At 70.1% G+C, this 21,394-nt stretch carries 20 protein-coding genes; 11 read left to right on the top strand and 9 right to left on the bottom strand.

Translation table 11 applies throughout. The annotated features are described in order from the left end of the window. Window positions 1-7: 7 nt before the first annotated feature. From ACWZJV_RS11800 to ACWZJV_RS11790, 3 genes are read left to right on the top strand one after another with little or no spacing between them, the layout of a single operon-like run. Window positions 8-976, top strand: a complete 969-nt coding sequence (locus ACWZJV_RS11800) for an AAA family ATPase (RefSeq protein WP_008354581.1) — start codon at window positions 8-10, stop codon at window positions 974-976. A gap of 1 nt (window position 977) precedes the next feature. Further along, window positions 978-2,249 carry a DUF58 domain-containing protein gene (locus ACWZJV_RS11795; protein WP_196872558.1) on the top strand — a complete coding sequence of 424 codons (1,272 nt, stop codon included), beginning with the start codon at window positions 978-980 and terminating at the stop codon, window positions 2,247-2,249. Then, complete coding sequence (locus tag ACWZJV_RS11790; RefSeq protein ID WP_457181567.1) at window positions 2,246-4,486, top strand: DUF3488 and transglutaminase-like domain-containing protein; 2,241 nt, start codon at window positions 2,246-2,248, stop codon at window positions 4,484-4,486. The genes ACWZJV_RS11795 and ACWZJV_RS11790 overlap by 4 nt, the downstream gene beginning before the upstream one ends. A 1-nt stretch (window position 4,487) precedes the next feature. Here the strand turns inward: ACWZJV_RS11790 and ACWZJV_RS11785 are convergent, their stop codons facing one another. The 3 genes from ACWZJV_RS11785 to ACWZJV_RS11775 are packed head-to-tail and all read right to left on the bottom strand — an operon-like array spanning window position 4,488 to window position 6,873. Then, window positions 4,488-4,853, bottom strand: coding sequence for a PPOX class F420-dependent oxidoreductase (locus ACWZJV_RS11785; RefSeq protein ID WP_008354576.1), 366 nt, complete (start codon window positions 4,851-4,853; stop codon window positions 4,488-4,490). Window positions 4,854-4,870: 17 nt separating this feature from the next. Continuing rightward, entirely contained in the window at window positions 4,871-6,418 is a 1,548-nt protein-coding gene (locus ACWZJV_RS11780; protein WP_457181566.1) for an FAD-dependent oxidoreductase, read from the bottom strand. Between the two features lie 20 nt (window positions 6,419-6,438). Then, window positions 6,439-6,873: a DUF4383 domain-containing protein gene (locus tag ACWZJV_RS11775; RefSeq protein WP_008354573.1), complete on the bottom strand. Its 435-nt coding sequence runs from the start codon at window positions 6,871-6,873 to the stop codon at window positions 6,439-6,441. 119 nt (window positions 6,874-6,992) lie between these two features. Between ACWZJV_RS11775 and ACWZJV_RS11770 the strand changes: the two genes are divergently transcribed. Both ACWZJV_RS11770 and ACWZJV_RS11765 read left to right on the top strand, forming a co-directional pair. Then, window positions 6,993-7,544: a DinB family protein gene (locus ACWZJV_RS11770; protein ID WP_457181565.1), complete on the top strand. Its 552-nt coding sequence runs from the start codon at window positions 6,993-6,995 to the stop codon at window positions 7,542-7,544. A gap of 1 nt (window position 7,545) precedes the next feature. Continuing rightward, window positions 7,546-7,941 (top strand): VOC family protein, encoded by a 396-nt coding sequence (locus tag ACWZJV_RS11765; protein ID WP_457181564.1) that lies wholly within the window; start codon window positions 7,546-7,548, stop codon window positions 7,939-7,941. Here ACWZJV_RS11765 and ACWZJV_RS11760 read toward each other — a convergent pair. Continuing rightward, window positions 7,938-9,119, bottom strand: coding sequence for a PucR family transcriptional regulator (locus ACWZJV_RS11760; RefSeq protein WP_457181563.1), 1,182 nt, complete (start codon window positions 9,117-9,119; stop codon window positions 7,938-7,940). The two genes, ACWZJV_RS11765 and ACWZJV_RS11760, sit on opposite strands and share 4 nt — an antisense overlap. Window positions 9,120-9,191: 72 nt before the next feature. Here ACWZJV_RS11760 and ACWZJV_RS11755 point away from each other — a divergent pair, with 72 nt between their 5' ends. Both ACWZJV_RS11755 and ACWZJV_RS11750 read left to right on the top strand, forming a co-directional pair. Beyond that, a complete protein-coding gene (locus ACWZJV_RS11755; protein WP_196872562.1) occupies window positions 9,192-10,352 on the top strand; it encodes a ferredoxin reductase in 1,161 nt (386 codons plus the stop codon). Window positions 10,353-10,384: 32 nt separating this feature from the next. Further along, entirely contained in the window at window positions 10,385-11,635 is a 1,251-nt protein-coding gene (locus tag ACWZJV_RS11750; RefSeq protein WP_196872563.1) for a fatty acid desaturase family protein, read from the top strand. Window positions 11,636-11,704: 69 nt separating this feature from the next. On the opposite strand, the gene ACWZJV_RS11745 is transcribed toward ACWZJV_RS11750, so the two are convergent. Beyond that, window positions 11,705-12,604: an SDR family oxidoreductase gene (locus tag ACWZJV_RS11745; RefSeq protein WP_457181562.1), complete on the bottom strand. Its 900-nt coding sequence runs from the start codon at window positions 12,602-12,604 to the stop codon at window positions 11,705-11,707. A 76-nt stretch (window positions 12,605-12,680) separates the two neighbouring features. On the opposite strand from ACWZJV_RS11745, the gene ACWZJV_RS11740 reads away from it, so the two are divergent. Both ACWZJV_RS11740 and ACWZJV_RS11735 read left to right on the top strand, forming a co-directional pair. Next, a complete protein-coding gene (locus ACWZJV_RS11740) occupies window positions 12,681-13,244 on the top strand; it encodes a helix-turn-helix domain-containing protein (protein WP_457181561.1) in 564 nt (187 codons plus the stop codon). A gap of 106 nt (window positions 13,245-13,350) precedes the next feature. Then, window positions 13,351-13,902 (top strand): RipA family octameric membrane protein, encoded by a 552-nt coding sequence (locus tag ACWZJV_RS11735; protein ID WP_196872566.1) that lies wholly within the window; start codon window positions 13,351-13,353, stop codon window positions 13,900-13,902. Here the strand turns inward: ACWZJV_RS11735 and ACWZJV_RS11730 are convergent. Beyond that, window positions 13,899-14,612, bottom strand: a complete 714-nt coding sequence (locus ACWZJV_RS11730) for a Type 1 glutamine amidotransferase-like domain-containing protein (RefSeq protein WP_457181560.1) — start codon at window positions 14,610-14,612, stop codon at window positions 13,899-13,901. The two genes, ACWZJV_RS11735 and ACWZJV_RS11730, sit on opposite strands and share 4 nt — an antisense overlap. A 73-nt stretch (window positions 14,613-14,685) precedes the next feature. Next, a complete protein-coding gene (locus tag ACWZJV_RS11725; RefSeq protein WP_457181559.1) occupies window positions 14,686-17,757 on the bottom strand; it encodes a M4 family metallopeptidase in 3,072 nt (1,023 codons plus the stop codon). A gap of 163 nt (window positions 17,758-17,920) precedes the next feature. Between ACWZJV_RS11725 and ACWZJV_RS11720 the strand changes: the two genes are divergently transcribed. After that, complete coding sequence (locus ACWZJV_RS11720; RefSeq protein ID WP_457181558.1) at window positions 17,921-18,220, top strand: WhiB family transcriptional regulator; 300 nt, start codon at window positions 17,921-17,923, stop codon at window positions 18,218-18,220. Here the strand turns inward: ACWZJV_RS11720 and ACWZJV_RS11715 are convergent. Continuing rightward, window positions 18,217-19,098: a sigma-70 family RNA polymerase sigma factor gene (locus ACWZJV_RS11715; RefSeq protein WP_457181557.1), complete on the bottom strand. Its 882-nt coding sequence runs from the start codon at window positions 19,096-19,098 to the stop codon at window positions 18,217-18,219. The genes ACWZJV_RS11720 and ACWZJV_RS11715 overlap by 4 nt on opposite strands. A gap of 148 nt (window positions 19,099-19,246) precedes the next feature. Here ACWZJV_RS11715 and ACWZJV_RS11710 point away from each other — a divergent pair, with 148 nt between their 5' ends. Next, window positions 19,247-19,711 carry a carboxymuconolactone decarboxylase family protein gene (locus ACWZJV_RS11710; RefSeq protein WP_457181556.1) on the top strand — a complete coding sequence of 155 codons (465 nt, stop codon included), beginning with the start codon at window positions 19,247-19,249 and terminating at the stop codon, window positions 19,709-19,711. A gap of 19 nt (window positions 19,712-19,730) precedes the next feature. Here the strand turns inward: ACWZJV_RS11710 and pgm are convergent, their stop codons facing one another. Further along, complete coding sequence (gene pgm / locus ACWZJV_RS11705; protein WP_457181555.1) at window positions 19,731-21,380, bottom strand: phosphoglucomutase (alpha-D-glucose-1,6-bisphosphate-dependent); 1,650 nt, start codon at window positions 21,378-21,380, stop codon at window positions 19,731-19,733. Window positions 21,381-21,394: the final 14 nt, after the last annotated feature.

The following is a 21,394-nucleotide window of genomic DNA, read 5'->3' as shown; positions in this document are numbered from 1 at the left end:
ACAAGAAATGACCGTCACGCACGAGCAAGCGCGCTGGTTCCACGAGACCTTCGAGAAGCTTGCCGACAACGTCGAGAAGGCGGTGCTGGGCAAGCGCAACGTGATCCGCCTGGTGCTGACCGCGCTCCTCTCCGAGGGCCACCTCCTCCTCGAGGACTACCCCGGGACCGGGAAGACCCAGCTCGCCCGCGCCCTGGCCAACACGGTCCAGGGCTCGCACGCGCGCATCCAGTTCACCCCCGACCTCCTCCCGTCCGACGTCACCGGTGTGACCGTCTACGACCAGGGCAAGGGCGCCTTCGAGTTCCACCCGGGCCCGATCTTCCACTCGATCGTGCTGGCCGACGAGATCAACCGGGCCTCCCCGAAGACCCAGAGCGCCCTGCTCGAGGTCATGGAGGAGGGCCGGGTCACCGTCGACGGCGCCACCCGCGAGGTCGGCCGCCCGTTCATGGTGATCGCGACCCAGAACCCGATCGAGCAGGCCGGGACGTACCGGCTGCCCGAGGCGCAGCTGGACCGATTCCTGATGAAGACGTCGGTCGGCTACCCCGACCAGAACGCCACCGTCGAGCTGCTGATGAACTCCTCGGTCCGCGACCGCGCCACCCTGGTCACCCCGATCATCACCGCCCCGACGGTCACCCAGATGGCCGAGATGGCCGACCAAGTCTACATCGACCCGGCGATCGTCGCCTACGTCTCCGCCCTGATCGACGAGTCGCGTCGCCACAAGCACGTACGCCTCGGCGCCTCCATGCGTGGCTGCCTCGCCCTGGTGCGCACCGCCAAGGTCTGGGCGCTCGCCGAGGGCCGCTCGCAGGTGCTGCCCGACGACGTCAAGGCGCTCGCCGAGCCGGTGCTCTGCCACCGCCTGATCCTCGACCCCGAGGCCATGTTCAACGGCGTCACGGTCGAGGACGTCATCGGCGACCTGCTCACCTCGGTCCCGGCTCCCACCGAGCGTGTCGCCTGAGATGAGCAGGCTCAGTGTCCGCAACCTCGTTGCTGACCTGCGGAAACGATCAGCCCCGGTAGTCTCCGGGGCCGGTTCGGTCTACTCGTTCGTCGCCGACCGGGTCCGTCCGTGGTTCGGCACGGTGACGTCGATCGGCTGGGGCGTGCTGCTGCTCGGCGCGCTGGCCTGGGTCGCCGCGACCGCCCTCGGCTGGATCGAGGCGGCCGTGGTCGCGATGGCGGCGCTGTTCCTCGTGATCGGCGCGGCCTTCTTCATGATCGGCCGCACCCGGCTCGCGGTGGCCACCGTGGTCGAGCCGCCGCGCGTCGCGGTCGGCCAGGCGCTCACCGGCGAGCTGCGCGCCCGCAACGAGGCGCGCGGCCCGCTCGTCTCCACGAGCCTGGAGTTCCCGATCGGAGCAGGTGGGGTGACGTACGACCTGCCGATGCTGCTCCCCGGCGCCGAGCACACCGAGCTCTTCGTGGTGCCGACCCAGCGTCGCGGCGTGATCGACGTCGGCCCGGTCCGGACCGTGCGTGGCGACCCGCTCGGACTCTTCCGGCGGGTGCAGGAGTGGACCGACCGCACCGAGGTCTTCGTCCACCCACGCACCACCCACCTCGAGCCCTTCGGGGTCGGCCTGGTCCGTGACCTCGAGGGCTCCACGGCGCAGAACACCTCGATGAGCGACCTCGCCTTCCACGCCCTGCGCGAGTACGTCCCGGGCGACGACCTCCGCCACATCCACTGGCGCTCCTCGGCGCGCCACGGCCAGCTCCTGGTGCGCCAGTTCCTGGACACCCGCCGCTCCCACATCGTCGTCATCGTCGACTCCTCGCCGATGTCCTACGACAGCGAGGAGGAGTACGAGACCGCGATGTCGATCGCGGGCTCGCTGCTGCGTCGCGGGATCCTCGACGAGTTCGACGTCTCGTTCGCGACCGGCGACGTGCTGATGGTGCGGGCCACCGCGGCGAGCGGGGGAGGGCGTACGGCCCTCGACGCCTGCTCACGGGCGACCCCGCAGCCGAGCAACCTGATCGAGATCACCGCCGAGGCCGCCCGGCAGGCGCCGGACGCGTCGCTGGTGATGCTGGTGACCGGGCGCTACCCGGAGTTCGTGACCCTCCAGCGTGCGGCCGGGCAGTTCTCCGTCGATGCCACCACGGTCGCCGTACGTGTCGACTCGAGCCAGCGCGCGGGGTTCAAGGCCGTCGCCGACCTGCCGGTGATCACCCTGCCCGACCTGGACCAGCTGCCGATCGTGCTGTCGAAGGGGCTGTCCGGATGACCAAGCACCATGCGGTCGATGCCCTGCTCCTGTTCCTCCTCGGCACCATCGCCTTCCTCGGCTTCGACGACACCTACGCCGGTTGGACCTACCTGATCGCCGGTGTCGCGGGGCTCCTGCTCGGCATCCTCATCGCCTTCGTCGGCCGTGGCCAGCCGGTCGTCGTGCTGGCGGTGGGCCTTCTCGCCGCCTTCTTCGTGCTCGGCGGCGCGGTCGCGCTGCACGGGATCGGCGATCTCTCCTTCCTCCCGGTCCCCGACACGATCGGCACCCTCGCCGACAACTCCGTGCACGGCTGGAAGCGGCTGCTGACCACGCTCCCGCCGGTCGACGGCGGGGCGCTGCTGACCATCCCCTACATCCTCGGCCTGGTCGCCGGCTGTGTCGGCTTCGCGCTCGCGGTGCGGGTCAAGGCGGCGCTGCCGCCGGTGCTCGTCGCGTTCGCGCTGATGGCCGGGGTGATCCTGCTCGGCGTGCAGGACCCGTCCAAGACCGCCCTGCTCGGCGCGCTCTTCGGGGCGATCGCGATCACCTGGCTCTGCATCCGCGGCATGCGGGCCCGTGCCCTCGCCGCCGGTGGTGGCCGTCGGCTCTCGCGCACCGCGATCGGGGCCGCCCTGTGCCTCGGCGCGGCCGGCCTGGCCTTCCTCGGCGGACCGCTGCTGCCGGGCCTCGCGCCCGAGCGCACGGTGCTGCGCGGCGAGATCGAGCCGCCCTTCAACGTCGGGCAGTACCCCTCGCCCCTGGCCGGCTTCCGGGTCTACACCAAGGGCTACCAGACCCCGGAGGACGACCGCCGGCTCTACGAGAAGGAGCTGTTCACCGTCTCGGGTCTGCCCGAGGGGACGCGCGTCCGGGTCGCCGCGATGGATTCGTACGACGGCACCGTCTGGCGCGCCGCCAACGACTCCGGCGAGACCGAGGGCCCCGACGACACCTTCCAGAAGATCAGCTCGACGCTGCGCAACCCGCTCGCCGACGGCAAGCAGGTGCGCGGCACGATCACGATCGGCGAGGACTTCGGCGGCGTCTGGGTGCCGCTGCCGACCGCACTCACCCACATCTCCTTCGACGGCCCCGACTCCGACTCGTTCCGCTACAACCTGGCCACCTCGACCGGCGTCCTGCCGACCGCGCTGAAGCCCGGCGACTCCTACTCCTTCACCGCCTCGGTCTCCGACGAGAACGTGACCAAGAAGAGCGAGGTGTGGTCCGGCGGGTCCCCGATCGGCGACGAGGCGGCCCAGTTCCAGGCGCTCGCGGCCGAGTACGCCGGTGGTGGCGACTCCCCGATCACCAACGCGCTGGCGGTGGCCGAGAAGCTCAAGGAGGAGGGCACCTACACCGACGGCGAGCCGCCCAACCAGCAGTACCCGGCCGGCCACTCGCTGCGCCGGCTCGCCGACTTCACCGCCAAGGGCGGCCAGCTCGCCGGCAACGACGAGCAGTACGCCGCGCTGATGGCCGTCCTGGCCAACCAGGTCGGCGTGCCCGCCCGGGTGGTCCTGGGCGCCGTCGTCGGCTCCGACGGCGTCGTGCAGGGCAAGGACATGCACGCCTGGGTCGAGCTGCGGATGTCGGACGGATCCTGGGCGACCCTGGACTGGTCCGAGTTCATGAACACCGAGAAGCCGCCCGAGCAGAACGCCCCTCAGCCCGAGGAGCTCGTCACCGGCAAGGTCGTCCCGCCGCCCGCACCGGTGCGTCCGCCCGCGACCTCCGGCGACCCGCTGGACGAGTCGGTGAACCAGAAGGCCAACTCGCGTCCCGACGGGTTCACGCTGCCGGGATGGCTGATCGCCGTCTTCACGTACGTCGGTATCCCGCTGCTGCTCATCGCGGCCGTGTGCGGGGCGATCATCGGCGCCAAGGTCTGGCGCCGGCATCGCCGGCGCACACGCGGCACCCCGGTGGCCCGACTCTCCGGTGGCTGGCGAGAGACCATCGACCATGCCCGCGACTTCGGGGTCGGGGTGCCCGTCGGGGCGACCCGGCGCGAGCAGGCCTCGGTGCTGGCCACCTCGCCGGGCATGGACGGTGCGCCGGGGCTGGCGCTGCTCACCGACAACACCATGTTCGGCGAGGCCGGACCGGACGATGCCGAGGTGGCTGCGTTCTGGGAGCAGGTCGGGACACTTCGCTCGTCGGTCTCCGGATCGCGCACCAGGTGGCAGCGCATCCGGGCGGCGATCAACCCGCTCTCGCTGCTGCCTGCTCGGCTGTGGCGCAAGCGCTGACTCAGTCGCCGAGCCCGTAGTCCCTGATCGAGTCCGCGGTGATCCGGAGGACCTCGCGCGAGGTCCCCGGCATCGGCGGGTCCACGTCGGTGAGCGCCTCGGCGGTGCCGCGGATCTCGATCATCCGCGGCTGCCACGGGTTGGTGGAGGCGAGGTCATCGACCACGAACGCCACCTGGGCGTGCTTGCGGGCGTTCCTGAACTTCCGCGACCTGCCCATCTGGTGGCCGCCGATGACGATGCGGTGCTCCTCGTCGATCGTGAACCCCACGGGGTTGTTCTGCAGACCCCCGTCGGGAGCCAGGGTGGCGAGCCTTCCGAGGGGCTGGGTGCGGAGGTAGCGGAGCTGGGTGTCGGTGAACTTCATGGCTCCAGCGTCGGTGCTCAAGTCGGGTTGAGGTCAACCCCGCTCCGGTCGGTCGTCGAGGGCCGTCCCAGCGGCCTGACGGCGGGACCGTCGAGGACGGCGCCGTCGGGGGAGAACCGGGAGCCGTGACAGGTGCAGTCCCAGCTGGCCTCGGCGGTGTTCCAGTGCAGCGGGCAGCCCAGATGGCTGCACCGCGGGCTCACGGTGTGCACGGTGCCCTCGAGGTCGCGGTAGCCGCCGACCGTGTGGCCGCCGACCTCGACGAGGCCGCCCTCGCCCGGCCGCAGGTCGGAGACGGAGCGGACCTCGGGGTCGTGGCGACGGCCCGCGACGAGCTCCTGGCCGACCTTCAGGTTGTCCTTGATGAGCCGGCCGACGGCCCGGGCGTCGCCGATGCGGGTGGCGTCGAACGCGGGCAGCCACGGGTTGTCGTCGCCGGCGAGAAGATCGGCCAGCATCATCGCGGCCGCGGTTCCGCTGCTCAGACCCCACTTCTGGAAACCGGTGGCCACCATGACCAGCTCGCTCGTCGGGGAGTAGCCGACGTAGGGCACGCGGTCCGGGGTGGTGTAGTCCTGGGCCGACCATCGGTAGTCGATCGCCTCGACGTCGAAGGTGGCCCGGGTCCAGCCCTCGAGGTCCGCGTACATCGTCTCGGTGTCGGGCTCGGCGCCGGTCTCGTGGCCGTTGCCGACCACGATCAGCCCGTTGGGGCCGGGGTCCAGCCACGGCCGTGTCGAGTGGGTGGGTGTGTCGACGCCGATCGCCATGCTGGTCGGCGCCGGGCCACGCAGGCGGACGGCCAGCCCGTAGGAGCGCGACGGCCTGGTCCGCGCGAAGTATCCACCGAGCAGGCCGGGCGGAAGCAGTGTGGCGACGACGACCTGGTTCGCGACCACGGTCGCGGCGGAGGTCGTGAGCTCGACGGTCCGGTCGCGCTGCTCGTCGATGGCGGTGACCCGGGTGCCCTCGAAGATCCGTCCGCCGGCAGCCGTGAACGCGTCGGCGAGGCCTGCCATGTACCGGCCGGGATGGAAGTGGATCTGGTCGTCGAAGACGACCGCCGCCTCGATGTCGAAGGGCAGGTCGGTACGGTCGGTCACCCGGGCCGGAAGGCCGAGCCCGGCCGCCGCCTCGGCCTCGTCCTCGATCCGAGAGCGTTGCTCCGGCGACCGGGTGTAGGCCACCGCCGGGGCTCGGGTCAGGTCACACTCGATCTCCAGCTCCGCGGCGAGATCGGCGACCTGCTCGACCCCCGCCCGCATCGCGTCGGCGTACCGGCGGGCGTTGTCGTCCCCGTGCCGTTTGACCAGCTCGGCGTAGATCAGCCCGTGCTGTGCGGTGACCTTTCCGGTGGTGTATCCGGTGGTACCGCCACCGACCGTCGCCGCCTCCAGCACGGCGACGCGCATGCCGCGTCGCTGGGCGAGCAGGGCCGTCGTCAGTCCGACGATGCCCCCACCCACCACAGCGACGTCGACCTCGAGATCGGCGTTCCGACTCGTGTCCAGGGTGGCGTGGCCCGGCCTCGCGGCCGTGGCCAGCCACACACTGTCGTGCTCCATCACGTACGTCCTCCGGGCGGTCAGGGTGCGATGTGGTCACCGGTGTGCGGCGTACGCCCCAGGGCCAGGCCGAGCGCGATCATGCCGGCGCCGAGGATCAGGTGGAGCCAGTTGTCGGCATCGTTGATCGGCACGAAGTTCGCGGCGCTCTCGTGGTCGATGGCCAGGCCGTAGATCCACAGGACCAGGTAGACCACGCCGCCGCCGATCAGGAAGCCGCGGGCTCCGTTCCAGGTCCGGGCCAGCACGAGGCCGGCGATCCCGAACAGCAGATGGACGATGTTGTGCAGGATCGACACCTGGAAGATGCCGAGCAGCTGGGCCTCGGACTCGTGGCCGGCGAAGGTCATCGAGTCATAGTCGGTGGTGATGCCGGGGATGAACCCGAGCACACCGACGAGCAGAAAGGTCGCGCCCACGACCGTCGCGGCCGTTTGCAGCGCCGTCGCGGTCATGGACCGATAGTCAGATATGTCAGTCATGTATCGGCGGTACCCAGTGGCGGGGTTCACATGCCGACGAGCCTCGGTTAAGCGGAAGGTTTGTGTCCGGAATCAGGCCTAGCGTCACCCGCATGACGACCATCGACACCACGCAGTCGGTCGAGATGACACCGGTCATGGACGAGACCGGGACGCTGCTCAGCACGCTCGACCGCATCCGGCGTACGTTCGCCTGGAAGTGCGGGGGACTGACCGACGAGCAGCTGCGCCAACGGCTGGAGCCTTCGAAGATCACGATCGGCTGGCTCCTCAAGCACCTCGCCTTCTGCGAGGACCACTACTTCACCGCGGTCCTCGCCGAGAGCGGCTACCCGGAGGTCTGGGCAGCCTACGGACCGGGTGAGGAGGGCTGGGACTGGCGGACCGAGGCCGAGGACACGGCCGACGGGCTGATGGCCCTCTGGGAGGGTGCGGTCGCCAGGTCGCGCCGGTCCGTCACCGACGCCCTCGGCAAGGACGGGATGGACACGCTCGCGACCAACGCCGAGTGGGGCGTCGAGGCCAACGCCCGTCGCTACATCGCCGACATGATCGAGGAGTACGCCCGCCACACCGGTCACGCCGACCTCATCCGCGAGTCCATCGACGGTCTCGTCGGCGAGGACCCGAGGGACGCCGAGTGACATGGCGGGGATCCGCGGTGTCACCGGATGGATCGGCGTCAACCTCGCCTGCACCGACCCGCCCGCACTCGCCCGGTTCTATGCGGACCTGTTCGGCTGGGAGATCAGCAGCTCCGAGCCGGCGTGCGTCACGGTCCTCATCCGTGACCCGTCGGGCAACGGCACGCACAGCAACCTCGCCTTCGAGCTCGACCGCCACTACCGCCGGCCGGTCTGGCCGAGCGAGCCCGATGCTCAGCAGCAGATGGTCCATCTGGACATCGGCGTCACCGACCTCTCCGCAGCGGTCGAGGACGCCGTCGCCCTGGGCGCGCGGGTCGCGGACTTCCAGCCCCAGGACGACGTCCGGGTCATGCTCGACCCGGCGGGTCATCCCTTCTGTCTCTACCTCGACTAACCCAACGCGACCGTGAGGGCCAGGATCGTCGCGGGGTCGTCGAGCCGGTCCCCGTACGCATCGCGCAGCTGTCCGATCCGGTAGCGGACGGTCTGGGGGTGGATGAAGAGCTCGGCGGCGACCTCGTCGCGCCGGCCCTGGTGGAGGAGCCAGGAGCGGAGGGTCTCGGTGAGCTTCTCGGCGGTGGCGGGGCGTAGGTCGGCCAAGGGGGCCAGCACCTGGGCGCGGAGGTCCTCACGGGCGTCGGCGTCGGCCGAGAGGACGAGCTCGACGAGGTGCTGCTCGGTGTCGGAGCCGAGGCCGGCGAAGTGGGCGCGCCGGGCGCGCTCGTAGGAGATCCGGGCCTCGCGCCAGGGCTTGGCCGGGCCGACGACCGACCGGCGACCCTCCAGGGCCTTCATCAGCGCCCGCCGCCGACGGCCGTGGGCATCGGGGACGAGCAGCAGGGTGTGGTCGTCGAGATCCTGCAGGTCGTCGTGCTCCAGGGTGCCCTGGTTGACCTTGGCGAGGATGGTGCCGACCTGGGAGTTGGGGACGAGCACCGCGGTCAGCGTGCTCGGCGGGGTCCACTCGGCCCGCACCGCCGCGTCGTCGAGCTCCTCCGGCGTCGCCTCGGCGAGCAGCTTGCGGGCCAGCCGCTCCCGCAGCTGTCGTTGTACGCGTCCGGTGGTGGCGCGCTCGTCGGCGTGCCCAGCCGCGGAGGCCTCCGAGATCTCGTCGATCCAGGCGAAGACCAGCGCCGAGAACTCCACCAGCATCGCCGGTGCCATGCCGCCCTCGACAGCCTTCCTGGCGAGCTCTCGCCAGGCGACCCGGGCGCCGATGCGGTAGGCGGCGAGCAGAGCCTCCATCGTGCGTCCGCTCCTGGCCTCGCCGCGCCCCAGGTCGTAGGCGCCCTGGAGCGCCGGCGGGGTCGCGGCCACGACGTCGGCAGGCAGATCGTTTCCGGAAGCGAGGGACAGGAAGCCGCCCAGCGCCACGCCCACCGCGGTCCGGATGGTCTCGCCCATGTGGCCGGAGAGCGCGTCCTGGTACGGCGGCACCTCCGCGATGATCGCGGAGACGACGTCCTCGCCGACCTGGGGGAGCACCGCGCGGATCGCCGCGACGATCTCGGGCGTCAGGTGGACGTCGTAAGAGGAAAGTGAGGGGATATCTCGGGAACTTTTGTTCGTCACGTATAAATCCGCCTATCAGATTCACGTCGCTGACACAGGAGTTTACCTCGCACAAATAGCATCATGGAATACATGGTTGAGATGTCCACGTCCCCCGCCCTGTTCGCCCCGGGCGAGGCCAGGCGCCCCGCATGGCGGGAGCGGTTCTCGCGCAAGGCGTGGGAGGTCGCCGAGACGATCGCCACGCCCCTGGCACCGGCCGACTACCTCGACATGTTCAACCCGCTGCGACCAGGCGCTGACCTGCGCGGACGCATCGTGAAGGTCACGCCGGAGACCGCCGACGCGGCGACCATCGAGATCAAGCCCGGCGCCGACTGGGCGGGCCACACGCCCGGTCAGTACGTCCGCGTGGGCGTCGACGTCAACGGCGTCCGCCACTGGCGGGCCTACTCGCTGACCCACGGCCCCCGCAAGGACGGCCTCATCTCGATCACCGTCAAGGCCGTCCCCGACGGCAAGGTCTCCAGCCACCTGGTGCGCCGCCTGCGCCCCGGCAAGATCGTCCACCTCGAGCAGGCCGCCGGTGACTTCGTGCTGCCCAGCGACCTGCGCGGCCACAAGTTCCTGATGGTCACCGCCGGCTCCGGCGTGACCCCGGTCATCGGGATGCTGCGCAACCTCTTCCCGGTCACCGACGAGGGCGTGGTCGAGCACCAGCGCCTCGACGTCACCGTCGTCCACGTCGCCCCGAGCCGTCCCGACTCGATCTTCATCCGCAACCTCGAGTCCCTCCACGAGGCCGGCGCGATCCGCCTCGTCACCCGCTACACCGGCTCCGAGGGCCGTCTCGACATCGACACCCTCACCGAGCTCGTGCCCGACCTGAAGGACCGGAAGGCCTACGCCTGCGGTCCGGCCGGGCTTCTCGACAACCTCCAGGCCTGGTACGACGCCGAGGGCCTGCCGCTCCAGACCGAGCAGTTCCGGCTGGCCACGGTCGTCACCGGCGAGGGCGGCACGCTCGCCTTCACCGGCAGGACCGTCGAAGCACCTGGTGACAAGCCGATCCTCGACGCCGCCGAAGAGGCTGGCGTCCTCATGCCGAGCGGCTGCCGTATGGGCATCTGCTTCGGCTGTGTGCTCCCGATGAAGGAGGGCGCCGTCCGCGACCTCCGCAACGGCGAGCTCACCGTTGCCCGCCCGGGTGAGACCGGCCCCGAAGGGGTACCGATCCAGACCTGCATCTCCGCCGCCGCCGGCGAGTGCGTCATCGACCACCCCGCCTCCTGAGCATCCCCCACACGACGAGAAGTGAGACAGCCATGACCATCGCACCTGATGCCCCGGCCTACACCGGCCCGATCGCCCACCTGACCCGCGAGGACATCGAGCAGCTCGGCCGTGAGCTCGACGCCATCCGCCAAGAGGTCATCGACACCCGCGGCGAGCGCGACGCGGCGTACATCCACAAGGTCATCAAGGTCCAGCGCTCGCTGGAGCTCGGCTCCCGCGCGGTCCTGCTCGCGAGCATCTTCCCGCCGGCGTTCGTCGTCGGCACCGTCGGTCTCTCGATCGCCAAGATCCTGGACAACATGGAGATCGGCCACAACATCATGCACGGCCAGTGGGACTGGATGCGTGACCCGAAGATCCACTCCACCGTGTGGGAGTGGGACAACGCCTCGACGAGCGAGGGCTGGAAGCACTCCCACAACGAGCTGCACCACACCTACACGAACATCGTCGGCAAGGACAACGACCTCGGCTGGGGCATCATGCGCGTCGACGAGGAGCAGCGCTGGACGCCGGCGAGCCTGTTCCAGCCGGCGATGAACTTCCTCAACATGTGCATCTTCGAGTACGGGATCGCGATGTACGACCTCGAGCTCGGCCGGGTGATCCGGCAGAAGAAGAAGGGCCGCCGCCCGTCCGCCGAGTGGCAGATGGCGGCGAAGCGTACGGTCGCCAAGGTCCGCCGTCAGGCGTTCAAGGACTACGTCGCCCACCCGCTCGTCTCGATGGTCACCCTGTCGGGCCCGACGACGCTGCTGGCCAACGTCATCGCCAACTTCACCCGCAACGTCTGGACCCACTCGGTGATCATGTGCGGTCACTTCCCCGAGGGCGTCGAGACCTTCGAGCTCAAGGACATCCCGGAGAACGAGACCCGCGGTGAGTGGTACGTCCGGCAGATGCTCGGCTCGGCCAACATCTCGGGCTCCAAGTTCCTGCACGTGATGACCGGCAACCTGTCGCACCAGATCGAGCACCACATCTTCCCGGACCTGCCCTCGAACCGCTACGCCGAGATCGCGCCGAAGGTCCGCGCGCTCTTTGACAAGTACGGCCTCAACTACCACACCGCGCCGATGCCGCAGCAGGTCGCGTCCGCGTGGCACAAGGTGCTGCGGCTGTCGCTGCCCAACGGCTTCCTCGAGTCCACCAACGTGCGCAACGCGCCGTCGCAGGTCGTCAAGCTCGTCAAGGCGGTCCGCGGCGACACCCGCACCCGCCGTCGCCTGCTGAAGGAGTTCGAGGCGGCCGGCGCCGCCTCCGTCGGCAAGGCCATCTGAGTCGATACGACGGGGAGCTCCGCAGCGCGCACCGGCCGGCGACGCCTGCGGAGCTCCCCGTCGTGCGCGTCAGGCGTCGTAGGCGCCCGAGGCGATGTCGGCCAGCAGGGTCGGGCCTGTGGGGGTCCAGCCGAGCGCCTTGCGGGTCTTCTCGGAGCTCGCCCAGGCGTCGAACCCGAAGAACGTGCTGATCCAGCCGAAATGGTCCGCCGCCTCCGCGGGATCGATCGAGGCCGTGGGCAGCCCGAGCCGACGGCCGATGGCCTCGGCGATCTCACGCGTGTGGATGCCCTCCTCGGCCGCCGCGTGGGCGCGGAAGCCCGCAGGGGCCTTCTCCAGCGCGAGCCGCACCATCCGGGCCGCGTCGGCACGGTGCACGGCGGGCCACCGGTTCCGGCCGTCGCCGATGTAGCCGGCGACGCCGTGCTGCCGGGCGATCGATGACAGGACCGCGACGAAGCCGTGGTCGCCGCCCTCGCCGTGGACCGAGGCGGCGAAGCGCAGCGCCACGGGACGTACGCCTCGGTCGGCGTAGCCGAGCGCGAGGTTCTCGCTGCCGCCGCGCATCGAGTCGGGGCCGTGGTTGGGGTTGGCGTCGTCCTCGGTGAAGGGCCGACCGGTGACGTCGCCGACCAGCCCGGAGGCGAGCAGGAACGGCTTGTCGGTCCCCTCGATCGCGGTGAGCATCGCCTCGACCGTCGCGTGCTCGGTGTGGCCCGCGCCTGCGTAGTCGTAGAAGTCGTGCTTGAAGGCCAGGTGGATCACGCCGTCGGCCGCCTTCGCGGCGGTGGCGAGCGTGTCGGGGTCGTCGAGCGAGCCGCGGTGCACCTGGGCGCCCTTTGCCTCGAGGTCGGCGGCGCTCTCGTCGGAGCGGGCCAGGCCGGTGACGGAGTACCCGTTCGCGAGCAGCTCGTCGGTCACCGCGGAGCCGATCCAGCCCGAGGCCCCGGTGATGAAGATGTTCGTCATGCTTCCTCCTATGTCAGTTCCTGACATCAACAGTAGCACTCGATGTCAGAGACTGACATCACGCTAGGATGGGGCCATGGCGAGATGGGAGCCCGACGCACGTGGCCGGATGGTGTCGGCTGCCCTGGACCTGTTCGCCGAGAAGGGCTACGACAAGACGACCGCCGGTGACATCGCGGCCCGGGCCGGGGTCACCGAGCGCACCTTCTTCCGCCACTTCGCCGACAAGCGTGAAGTGCTCTTCGCCAACCCCAGCCCGCTCGACGAGGTGGTCGTGAAGGCGATCGCGGCCGCCGACGAGCACGCGACCCCGCTGCAGATGGTGCTCGACGGCGTACGCGCGGCGGCGGTCGGGCTCGCCGAGGCACGCACGCGGGAGCAGGCCGCCCAGCGATCCCGGATCGTCGAGTCGACCCCGGCCCTCCAAGAACGTGAGCTGCTCAAGATGGCCGCCATGACGACCGCGGCGCAGGCCGCGCTCGCCGAGCGTGGCGTCGGCGATCCGGCCGCTGCGGTGGCCGCCCACACCGGCGTCGCCGTCTTCCAGGCGGCCTTCTCCCGATGGGTGTCCGGCGCCACCGACCTCGGCCTTCCCGAGTGCATCGACGAGGCCGCCGCAGCGCTGCGCGCCCTGGCCTAGGTGAGACGTTCGTGAACACCTGGGTCACACCTGCGCCACGGTGACGAATCTCGTATGGACATCACTCGCCGGGACCGGTAGACAACTAGGCACTATGGAGAACCAGTTGATTCCCGGAGCTGAGTCGCAGACCGCGGTGCGCAGCTATGTGACCGCCAACAAGCCGAACCCGTCGGCGCTCGCCGAGGGCCTGTGGGTGCTGCCTCCCGACGTGCTCTCCAGCGGTGACCGCGCGGTGCTCTTCGACCAGTACAAGCTCTACGTCGCCGAGGCCGAGCGGCTCAGCGTGCGGCGGACGATCACCAGCGCGTTCTTCCTGATCCTCAACCTCGGCGTCCTGGTCGCCGGCACCGCCCTCGTCGCCAGCGCCCCCGAGCGGCCGTGGCTGTTCACGGTCGCGCTGATCGCCGCCCTGGGCCTGTGCCTCGGCTGGTTCTGGATCATCCGCTCCTACCGGCAGATGGCGAGCGGCAAGTACGCCGTCATCTCTCACCTCGAGAAGCAGCTGCCCGCGGCCCCCGGCGTCGCGGAGTGGTCGGCCGTCGGCCTCGGGCGCGACAGCTCGCGCTACCTGCCGATGAGCAACATCGAGGTGTGGGCGCCCGCGCTCTTCGGGTTCTGCCACGTGGCGACGTACGGGCTGCTCTACATCCCCTAGTCGAGAACCCTCACCTCGAGCGGGGTCTCGCCGGCCGGCCCGACGGCGTACGCCACTCCGTCGGGCCGCTCGCTGAGCACCTCGACCAGCTCGCCGTCGCGCCACAGCAGCGCGACGCCGTCGTCGGCGGCATGGCCGGCCCGCAGCGCCCCGGAGCCGACGAACCGGACGTACGTCTCGCGCCGGTCCGCCTCGCCGAGGTAGTGCGGGCAGAACGAGCCGGGGAGGAAGCCGAGACCGTCGGGGAGCGGCGCGGTGGGGCCGAAGGAGTCGGTCGAGGAGGCCTCGTACCAGCAGTTGGCGCCGGCCGAGATCCCCGCCAGGATCGTCCCGCCGGCAGCGGCCTTCTCCAGCAGGGCGGGCAGCCCGTGCAGCCGCCACACCGCCAGCAGGTTGGCCGTGGACCCGCCGCCGACATAGACGATGTCCTGCTCGAGCAGCTGCTCGAGGTCGTCGATCGGGAGCTCGTGCCCCTCCGGTGCCTTGTTGAACAGCGACAGCACGGTCGCCTCGGAACGGTCGGCGTACGCGGCGAGGAACTTGTCGTGGTAGCTGTCCGCGTCGCCGCTCGCGGTCGCGATGAAGCAGACCTTGGGTCGATCCTTGCCGCTCAGCCGGTTGAGCTCGGCATCGAGCGGGGAGAAGTCCTGCCCGTGCACCTCCGGCATCGAGAAGCCGCCACCGCCCAGGGTCAGGATCGTTCCGCGCATGGGGCGAGTGTAGGGATACAGAAGGCCCCGCCGGATCGGATTCTTCCGGCGGGGCCCGCTGATGGTGTGGCTACTACTTGACCCTGACGGTCACCGTCTCGGTGATCGCCTCGTTGCGCCGGTCACCCGAGTAGGCCACCTCGTAGGTGTGCGTGCCTCGGAGCGCCCGGAAGGTCGCCTCCTCCTGCTTCAGGGTGAAGCGGCCGACGCGGATGCCGTTCTCGCTGACGACGATCTCGCCGGTGGCGCGCTTGCCGTCGACGGTGATCTCGACCTTGCCGCGCTTGGGCGAGGTGGCGGAGATCTCCGGGACCGCCTTCTCGGTGCAGTAGCTCACCGAGACGTTGTCGATGGCCCAGCCCCGGGCTCCACCACAGCCGTCGCGACCGAAGTCGAAGCGGAACTGAACGGTGTCGCCGGCGGCCGCGATGGCGTCGAGCTTCACGATGGTGGTGCCCCACGCACCGGTGAAGCTGTTGCCGTCCGACCCGGTCCAGGCCGGCTCGCCCTCCATGTAGCCGCTGTCGGCGCTCATCGTGCCGCCCGGAGCGTTGAAGGCGTACGCGGCCTGGTCGACGAGCTCGAACTCGCCACCGTTGACGGAGGCCTTGACGTTGCCGCCGTCGTAGCCCCACTCGGTGAGGACCGAGTGGTCGAAGCTCAGCCGTGGCGAGAGTCCCTCGGGCACGGTGAGCGTCGGGCTGATCAGGCCGTTGCGGCTGGTGATGTCACCCGTCGCCGAGCCGCAGGCACCCTCGTTCGGGTCCGGCGCGAACGCAAGACCGCTGGTGTTGCCCTCGACGTCGCTGCCGGCCTCCCAGGGGTAGTCGTTGCCGGGCACGCCGGCCTCGGCGTCCTGGGTCCAACCGGCCAGACCGTCCTCGAAGTCCTCGGTGTAGGTGGTGACCTCGTTGGTGCCCTCGCCACACAGGGCGGGGGTGTTCGGGTCGAGCATCGGGCCGAAGTTGCACTGGACCGGCTCCTGGGTGAGCTCGGTGGCCGTGTTGGCCGCCGCGACCGCCGCACAGTCGTCGGCCGTGATCGGGTCCAGAGCCGGAGCCGTGGCCTCGCCACCCGGAGTCTCGCCACCGCCGGTCTGCGGCGTCGAGGTGCCCAGGGTGAGCTTCTTGAGCGTCGTCACACCCATCAGGTCGGCGCAGGAGGAGACCATCGCCTGGGCGTACTCGGGGAAGCCCGAGGTCGGCGTCAGGTAGTTGGTCTGGGCGTGCCAGATCAGGTTGGCGGCCTTGTCCAGGCCGATGCCCGCCACGTTGACGTCGTTGTAGGCGCCGCCGTCCACGAGCAGGGCGTAGTGGTGGTTGATGACTCCGGAGTTGACGTGGACGCCGCCGGAGTCGGTGGCACCGTCGCAGTGGTACTCCTCGTCGGAGACCTTGCCCGGGTCGCCGTAGCAGTTCGGGTTCCACATGTCGCGGATCGCGCCGCCGAAGGCGGTGGAGTCCTCACCCATCAGCCAGCGCACGGACTCGTCCTTGGAGTCGGCCGAGACGTCCTTGATGGTGATGTTGACCGTGCCGGTGGCGTTCTTGATCTTCTGGCCGGTGGCGTAGTCGGTGGTGGCACCGTAGATGTCGGAGGTGCCGGAGATGCTGCCGATCGGCTGACCCTGCAGGAACGCGATCACGACGCCCTTGGCGCCGGCGTTCTTTGCGTTCGCGACCTTCTGGACGAACGGGCAGGTGCCGCGGTCGACGAGCACGAACTTCCCGTTGACGGCCGCGGCGTTCTCCAGCGGCGAGCAGCCGTCGGTGGTCGTCGGGCCGCCGCTGTTGGCGGCGTCGAGGCCGACCACGATGTCGCTGGTCACTCCGGCGGTCGGGTAGACCGGACCGAAGTTGGCGGCGGCGGCCGGGCAGTCCCCGGCGACGTCGGCCGGCGAGTTGATCGTCAGCGTGATGGCACCGCGGGTGGAGGAGGAGCAGCGGCCGTCCGTACGGGCCACGTCGTCGGTGGTGTTCTCACGGGCGTTGAGGAAGTCGACCGTGTTGCCCCACATGTCGGAGTACGCCTCGTTGAGCGCACCCGGCTGCCACTGGTAGATCAGGCCGGAGGTGTGCTCGGTGTAGGCGTGGCCCCACTCGTGCGCCACCACGTCGTCGGAGGTGACCCCGGAGCAGTAGTTGGTGGTCTCGCCGTTCCAGTTGGCGTTGGGGCACGAGATGGCCGGGTCGTTGTTGACCGTGATCATCTTCGAGCCGTTGCCGTCGTAGGAGTCGCGGCCGAAGGTGTTCTTGAAGAGCCAGTAGGACTCGCCGGTGGTCGCGACCTCGTTCTGCTGGTCCTGGTCCAGCGTGCCCGGGAAGGCGTCGTTCTCGCGCCAGACGGTCGCGTCGTCGGCGACGTCGGGGGTGTTGTGCTTCTCGACCAGCTCGCGGTCGGTGGCCGAGTGGAGCATCGAGTAGCGGTTGACCGGCTTGCCGCTGGCGGCGTCGAGCACGAGGGTCTCGCGCACGGTGGACTGGTTGGACACCTCGATGACCCAGGCGAGCAGGCTCTTGCCGCTCACGCCCTGGGCGGCGCCCATGCGGTAGATGTTGAGGTCGGCCTTGACGACCTCGACGCCGCTGGTGTCGACCTTGCTGTCGGGGTGGGCCTGGGCCGGCTTCGACTTCACCAGCTCGAGCGCCTTGGCGCTGGCCTTCTCCTTCGACCACGTCGGGGTCGTGCTGAGGTCGAGGTCGGGGGCGGCGAAGCCGTTGACCGAGGTCAGGTCGCCGGACTTGTCGACGTGGGCCTTGAGGACACCGCCGAAGACCGGCACGTCCTTGTAGACCTGCTCGAACTCGACCGTCCAGCCGGCCGGGGTGGTGCTGACCTTCGACTGGTCGAGCTGGCCGGCCGTCGCGCCGAAGACCGAGGCGTACTCGTCGAGGTAGGCGCGCGCCTTCGCGGCCGCTTCGGACTTGGTGTCGGCGGCGACGCGGGGCAGCAGATCGCCCTTGGTGGACACGTAGCCGATCAGGCCGGTGGCGCCCTCCTTCTTGAGCGTGACCGTCTGGTCGGCCGCGGCCTTCAGCTGCTCGATGCCGCTGGGATCCGGTTTCGCGGCGAATGCGGCGACCGGTGTGATCACCAGGCTCGCCGCGACGAGGGCAAGGCTGATTCCTTGCTTTCCGAGCTGCACGGGTTGCTCCTCTCGGGGATTCGCCGCGTCAGGTCGCGGCGTTCGCATCGTAGAGAGATTTGCGTCGAAGAGGGGTGCAAACGCGAATCACGAGTCCGAAACGATTCCTCCACGGGCCATTCTCAATGTGAGGGCCTCAGGGGCGATCTAAGGTAGTTTCCCGATGTGCGGGCCTACCTCAGGCGCAGATTCTCGAGGGGTGCCCTTGGAGATCATCCCGCCTTTGTGCGCCGCCGGCCTGCCGTGCCACGGAGACGACTCTGCGTTGTGGTTCTCAGAGTCCCCCGCCGCCCTCGAGGTGGCCAAAGACCGCTGCCTCGACTGCCCGGTCATGCGCGAGTGCCTCTCGGGTGCTCTCGCGCGCTCCGAGCCGTGGGGAGTCTGGGGCGGCGAGATCGTCGAGCGCGGCCAGGTGGTCACCCACAAGCGCGGCCGCGGTCGACCCCGCCGCCAGGCCGCCTAGGCGTGCGCTGACTCCAGCCCCAGGCTCGCGGCGAGCGTCGCGACCTGGGCTGGGGCGGCGTACGCCTCGATCTCGGTGATCTGTCCGTCGACCACGGTGAAGGCCATGACGCTGTACAGCTTGCCGTGGAAGGTGATGATGACGCCGGCGGAGCCGTTGACGAGGGCGTTGTGGGTGACGCGGTCGGCGTGGGCGTACATGACGGCGTTGCCGGCGACCTTCGCGGCGCCGCGGTAGGTGGTGATCCCGGTGCCGAGGTCGGCGCGCAGGACGACCTCGGGGTGGAGGGCGCCGATGAGCCGGTTCAGGTCGCCGTCCTGGGCGGCGGCGAAGAAGGCGTCGACGACCTCGCGCTGCGCGGCGACATCCGGCTGCGGCGTACGTCCTCGGACCCGGCGCCGGGCGCGGCTGGCGAGCTGCCGGGTCGAGTCCGAGGAGCGGTCGAGCATCGTCGCGATCTCGTCGAACGGCACCGCGAAGAGATCGTGGAGCACGAAGGCCAGCCGCTCGTCCGGGGAGAGCTGGTCGAGCACGACCAGGAGAGCGATGCTGACCGAGTCGGCGAGCACCGCGCGCTCGGCCGGGTCCTGGGTGGTGGCGTCGTCGAGCACGACCGTGGGCTCCGGCAGTCGATCTTCGAGAGGCAACTCGCCGCGGGTCTTGCGCGAGCGGAGCATGTTGAGCGAGACGCGGGCCACCACGGTCGTCAGCCAGCCGCCGATGTTGTCGATCTCGTCCGCGTCGGTCCGGCTCAGCCGGAACCAGGCGTCCTGGACGGCGTCCTCGGCCTCGGAGGCGGAACCGAGCATCCGGTAGGCCACCCCGTACAACTGCTGCCGCTCCTGCTCGAAACGCTCGGCTAGCCACTCCTGCTGCATCGTCCGTCCTCCGGGTCAGTGGGTCTCGGGGTAGGTCGTCCCCCAATGGACCCGACACGTGAAGGAGACCAGATGTGACCGATCCGGGCGAAGATTTTTTTCTTTCGCCGATCTGTCACATCCCCCCACCCGGACGGGTCGAGATGGCATGAGCAACCGAATGAAGAACCCCGCAGAAGTCATCCCGCAGGCCTACAAGGGCATCGGCAACCTCCTCGCCGCTGTCGCGGACGGCGGCCTCCCCGAGACCACGACCGAGCTGATCGCGATGCGCGTCAGCTCGCTCAACGGCTGCGCGGCCTGCCTCCAGGGCCACGCTGTCCGCGTCGAGGAGGTCGGCCTTCCGATCGAGAAGATCGTCGGCCTCGCCGCCTACCGTGAGTCGCCCTTCTTCAGTGAGGCCGAGAAGGCGGCGCTCGCCCTCGCCGACGCCGTGACCCGTCTCGCCGACGCCGAAGACGCCGTGCCCGACGAGCTCTGGCGCGAGGTCACCAAGCACTACGACGAGAGGCAGACCGCCGCGCTGGTCCTCTGCATCGCCACCCACAACCTCTTCAACCGAGTCAATGTGACCGTGCGTGAGGACGCGGAAAACCCCTTCTGGATGCGCTGACCTCCGAGATGACCCCAGATCAGGCCAGGGCGGACGACACGACCGCCCTGGCCTCCTCCTGCACCTGGGCCAGGTGATCGGGTCCACGGAAGGACTCGGCATAGATCTTGTAGACGTCTTCCGTCCCGCTCGGGCGGGCGGCGAACCAGGCCGACTCGGTGGTCACCTTGAGGCCGCCGATGGCCGCGCCGTTGCCGGGCGCCTCGGTGAGCTTGGCGGTGATCTCCTCGCCAGCCAGCGTCGTCGCGGTGACGGCGTCGGGGGAGAGGGCCGCGAGCTTCGCCTTCTCCTCGCGCGAGGCGGGGGCGTCGATGCGCGCGTACGCAGGCTCCCCATGTGCGGCGACCAGCTCGGCGTAGCGCTGGGACGGCGACTTCCCGGTGCGCGCCAGGATCTCGGAGGCGAGCAGCGCCAGGATGATGCCGTCCTTGTCGGTGGTCCACACGGTGCCGTCGAAGCGGAGGAACGAGGCGCCCGCCGACTCCTCGCCGCCGAAGCCGAACGAGCCGTCGATCAGCCCCGGCACGAACCACTTGAACCCGACCGGCACCTCGACCAGCGGCTTGTCGAGCGCTCCGGCGACCCGGTCGATCATCGAGGACGAGACCAGCGTCTTGCCGATCCGCGCGGTGGCCGGCCAGTCCGGGCGGGCGCCGCCGAAGAGGTGGTCGATCGCGACCGCGAGGAAGTGGTTGGGGTTCATCAGCCCGGCGTCGCGGGTGACGATCCCGTGGCGGTCGGAGTCGGCGTCGTTGCCGGTGGCGATGTCGAACTCCGGGGTGCTCTCCAGGAAGCGCACCAGCTCGGCCATCGCGCTGGGGGAGGAGCAGTCCATCCGGATCTTGCCGTCCCAGTCCAGCGGCATGAACCGCCAGGTCGGGTCGACCAGCTCGTTGACCACGGTGAGGTCGATCTTGTGCCGCTCGGCGATCTCGGCCCAGTAGGCGACCGAGGCTCCGCCCAGCGGGTCCGCCGCGATCCGCACCCCGGCGTCGCGGATGGCGGCCAGGTCGACCACGGTGGGCAGGTCGTCGACGTAGGTGCCCAGGAAGTCGTACGTCTCGGCCTGCCGCCGCGCAGCCGCGAACGGCACCCGCTTGACGCCGGCCAGACCGGCCCGGATCAGGTCGTTGGCGCGGGCGGCGATGACCTTGGTGGCGTCGGAGTCGGCGGGGCCGCCGTGGGGCGGGTTGTACTTGAAGCCGCCGTCGGACGGCGGGTTGTGCGAGGGCGTGACGACGATCCCGTCGGCCAGGCCGGAGCCCGACAACCGGCCGGCGTTGGCGCGAAGGATCGCGTGCGAGACCGCCGGGGTGGGCGTGTAGCCGTCGCGGTCGTCCACCAGGACACGTACGTCGTTGGCGACCAGCACCTCCAGCGCGCTCGCCCAGGCGGGCTCGGAGAGACCGTGGGTGTCACGCCCGATGAACAGCGGCCCGTCGATCCCCTGCGAGGTCCGGTAGTCGACGATCGCCTGGGTCGTGGCCAGGATGTGCGTCTCGTTGAAGGCCGACCGGAGCGAGGACCCTCGATGCCCCGAGGTGCCGAAGACGACCTGCTGGGCCGGGTCCTCGGGGTCGGGCTGCAGGTTGTAGTAGGAGGCGACCAGGTGAGGTACGTCGACCAGGTCGGCGGGCGTAGCGAGCGTTCCAGCGCGTGGGTCAGCCATGTGTCCCATCATGC

The organism is Nocardioides sp. WG-D5 (assembly GCF_054031175.1).
The sequence above is the reverse complement of the archived record's forward strand: the minus strand, read 5'-3'. Positions and strand labels throughout refer to the sequence as shown.

Coding starts and splice junctions, on each gene's coding strand:
- ACWZJV_RS11720 (WP_457181558.1), top strand. CDS start 17,921: ATGTGCGGGCCTACCTCAGGCGCAGATTCTCGAGGGGTGCCCTTGGAG.
- ACWZJV_RS11740 (WP_457181561.1), top strand. CDS start 12,681: ATGGCGAGATGGGAGCCCGACGCACGTGGCCGGATGGTGTCGGCTGCC.
- ACWZJV_RS11790 (WP_457181567.1), top strand. CDS start 2,246: ATGACCAAGCACCATGCGGTCGATGCCCTGCTCCTGTTCCTCCTCGGC.
- ACWZJV_RS11765 (WP_457181564.1), top strand. CDS start 7,546: ATGGCGGGGATCCGCGGTGTCACCGGATGGATCGGCGTCAACCTCGCC.
- pgm (WP_457181555.1), bottom strand. CDS start 21,380: ATGGCTGACCCACGCGCTGGAACGCTCGCTACGCCCGCCGACCTGGTC.
- ACWZJV_RS11775 (WP_008354573.1), bottom strand. CDS start 6,873: ATGACCGCGACGGCGCTGCAAACGGCCGCGACGGTCGTGGGCGCGACC.
- ACWZJV_RS11715 (WP_457181557.1), bottom strand. CDS start 19,098: ATGCAGCAGGAGTGGCTAGCCGAGCGTTTCGAGCAGGAGCGGCAGCAG.
- ACWZJV_RS11795 (WP_196872558.1), top strand. CDS start 978: ATGAGCAGGCTCAGTGTCCGCAACCTCGTTGCTGACCTGCGGAAACGA.
- ACWZJV_RS11750 (WP_196872563.1), top strand. CDS start 10,385: ATGACCATCGCACCTGATGCCCCGGCCTACACCGGCCCGATCGCCCAC.
- ACWZJV_RS11780 (WP_457181566.1), bottom strand. CDS start 6,418: ATGGAGCACGACAGTGTGTGGCTGGCCACGGCCGCGAGGCCGGGCCAC.
- ACWZJV_RS11800 (WP_008354581.1), top strand. CDS start 8: ATGACCGTCACGCACGAGCAAGCGCGCTGGTTCCACGAGACCTTCGAG.
- ACWZJV_RS11785 (WP_008354576.1), bottom strand. CDS start 4,853: ATGAAGTTCACCGACACCCAGCTCCGCTACCTCCGCACCCAGCCCCTC.
- ACWZJV_RS11730 (WP_457181560.1), bottom strand. CDS start 14,612: ATGCGCGGAACGATCCTGACCCTGGGCGGTGGCGGCTTCTCGATGCCG.
- ACWZJV_RS11755 (WP_196872562.1), top strand. CDS start 9,192: ATGGTTGAGATGTCCACGTCCCCCGCCCTGTTCGCCCCGGGCGAGGCC.
- ACWZJV_RS11770 (WP_457181565.1), top strand. CDS start 6,993: ATGACGACCATCGACACCACGCAGTCGGTCGAGATGACACCGGTCATG.
- ACWZJV_RS11710 (WP_457181556.1), top strand. CDS start 19,247: ATGAGCAACCGAATGAAGAACCCCGCAGAAGTCATCCCGCAGGCCTAC.
- ACWZJV_RS11745 (WP_457181562.1), bottom strand. CDS start 12,604: ATGACGAACATCTTCATCACCGGGGCCTCGGGCTGGATCGGCTCCGCG.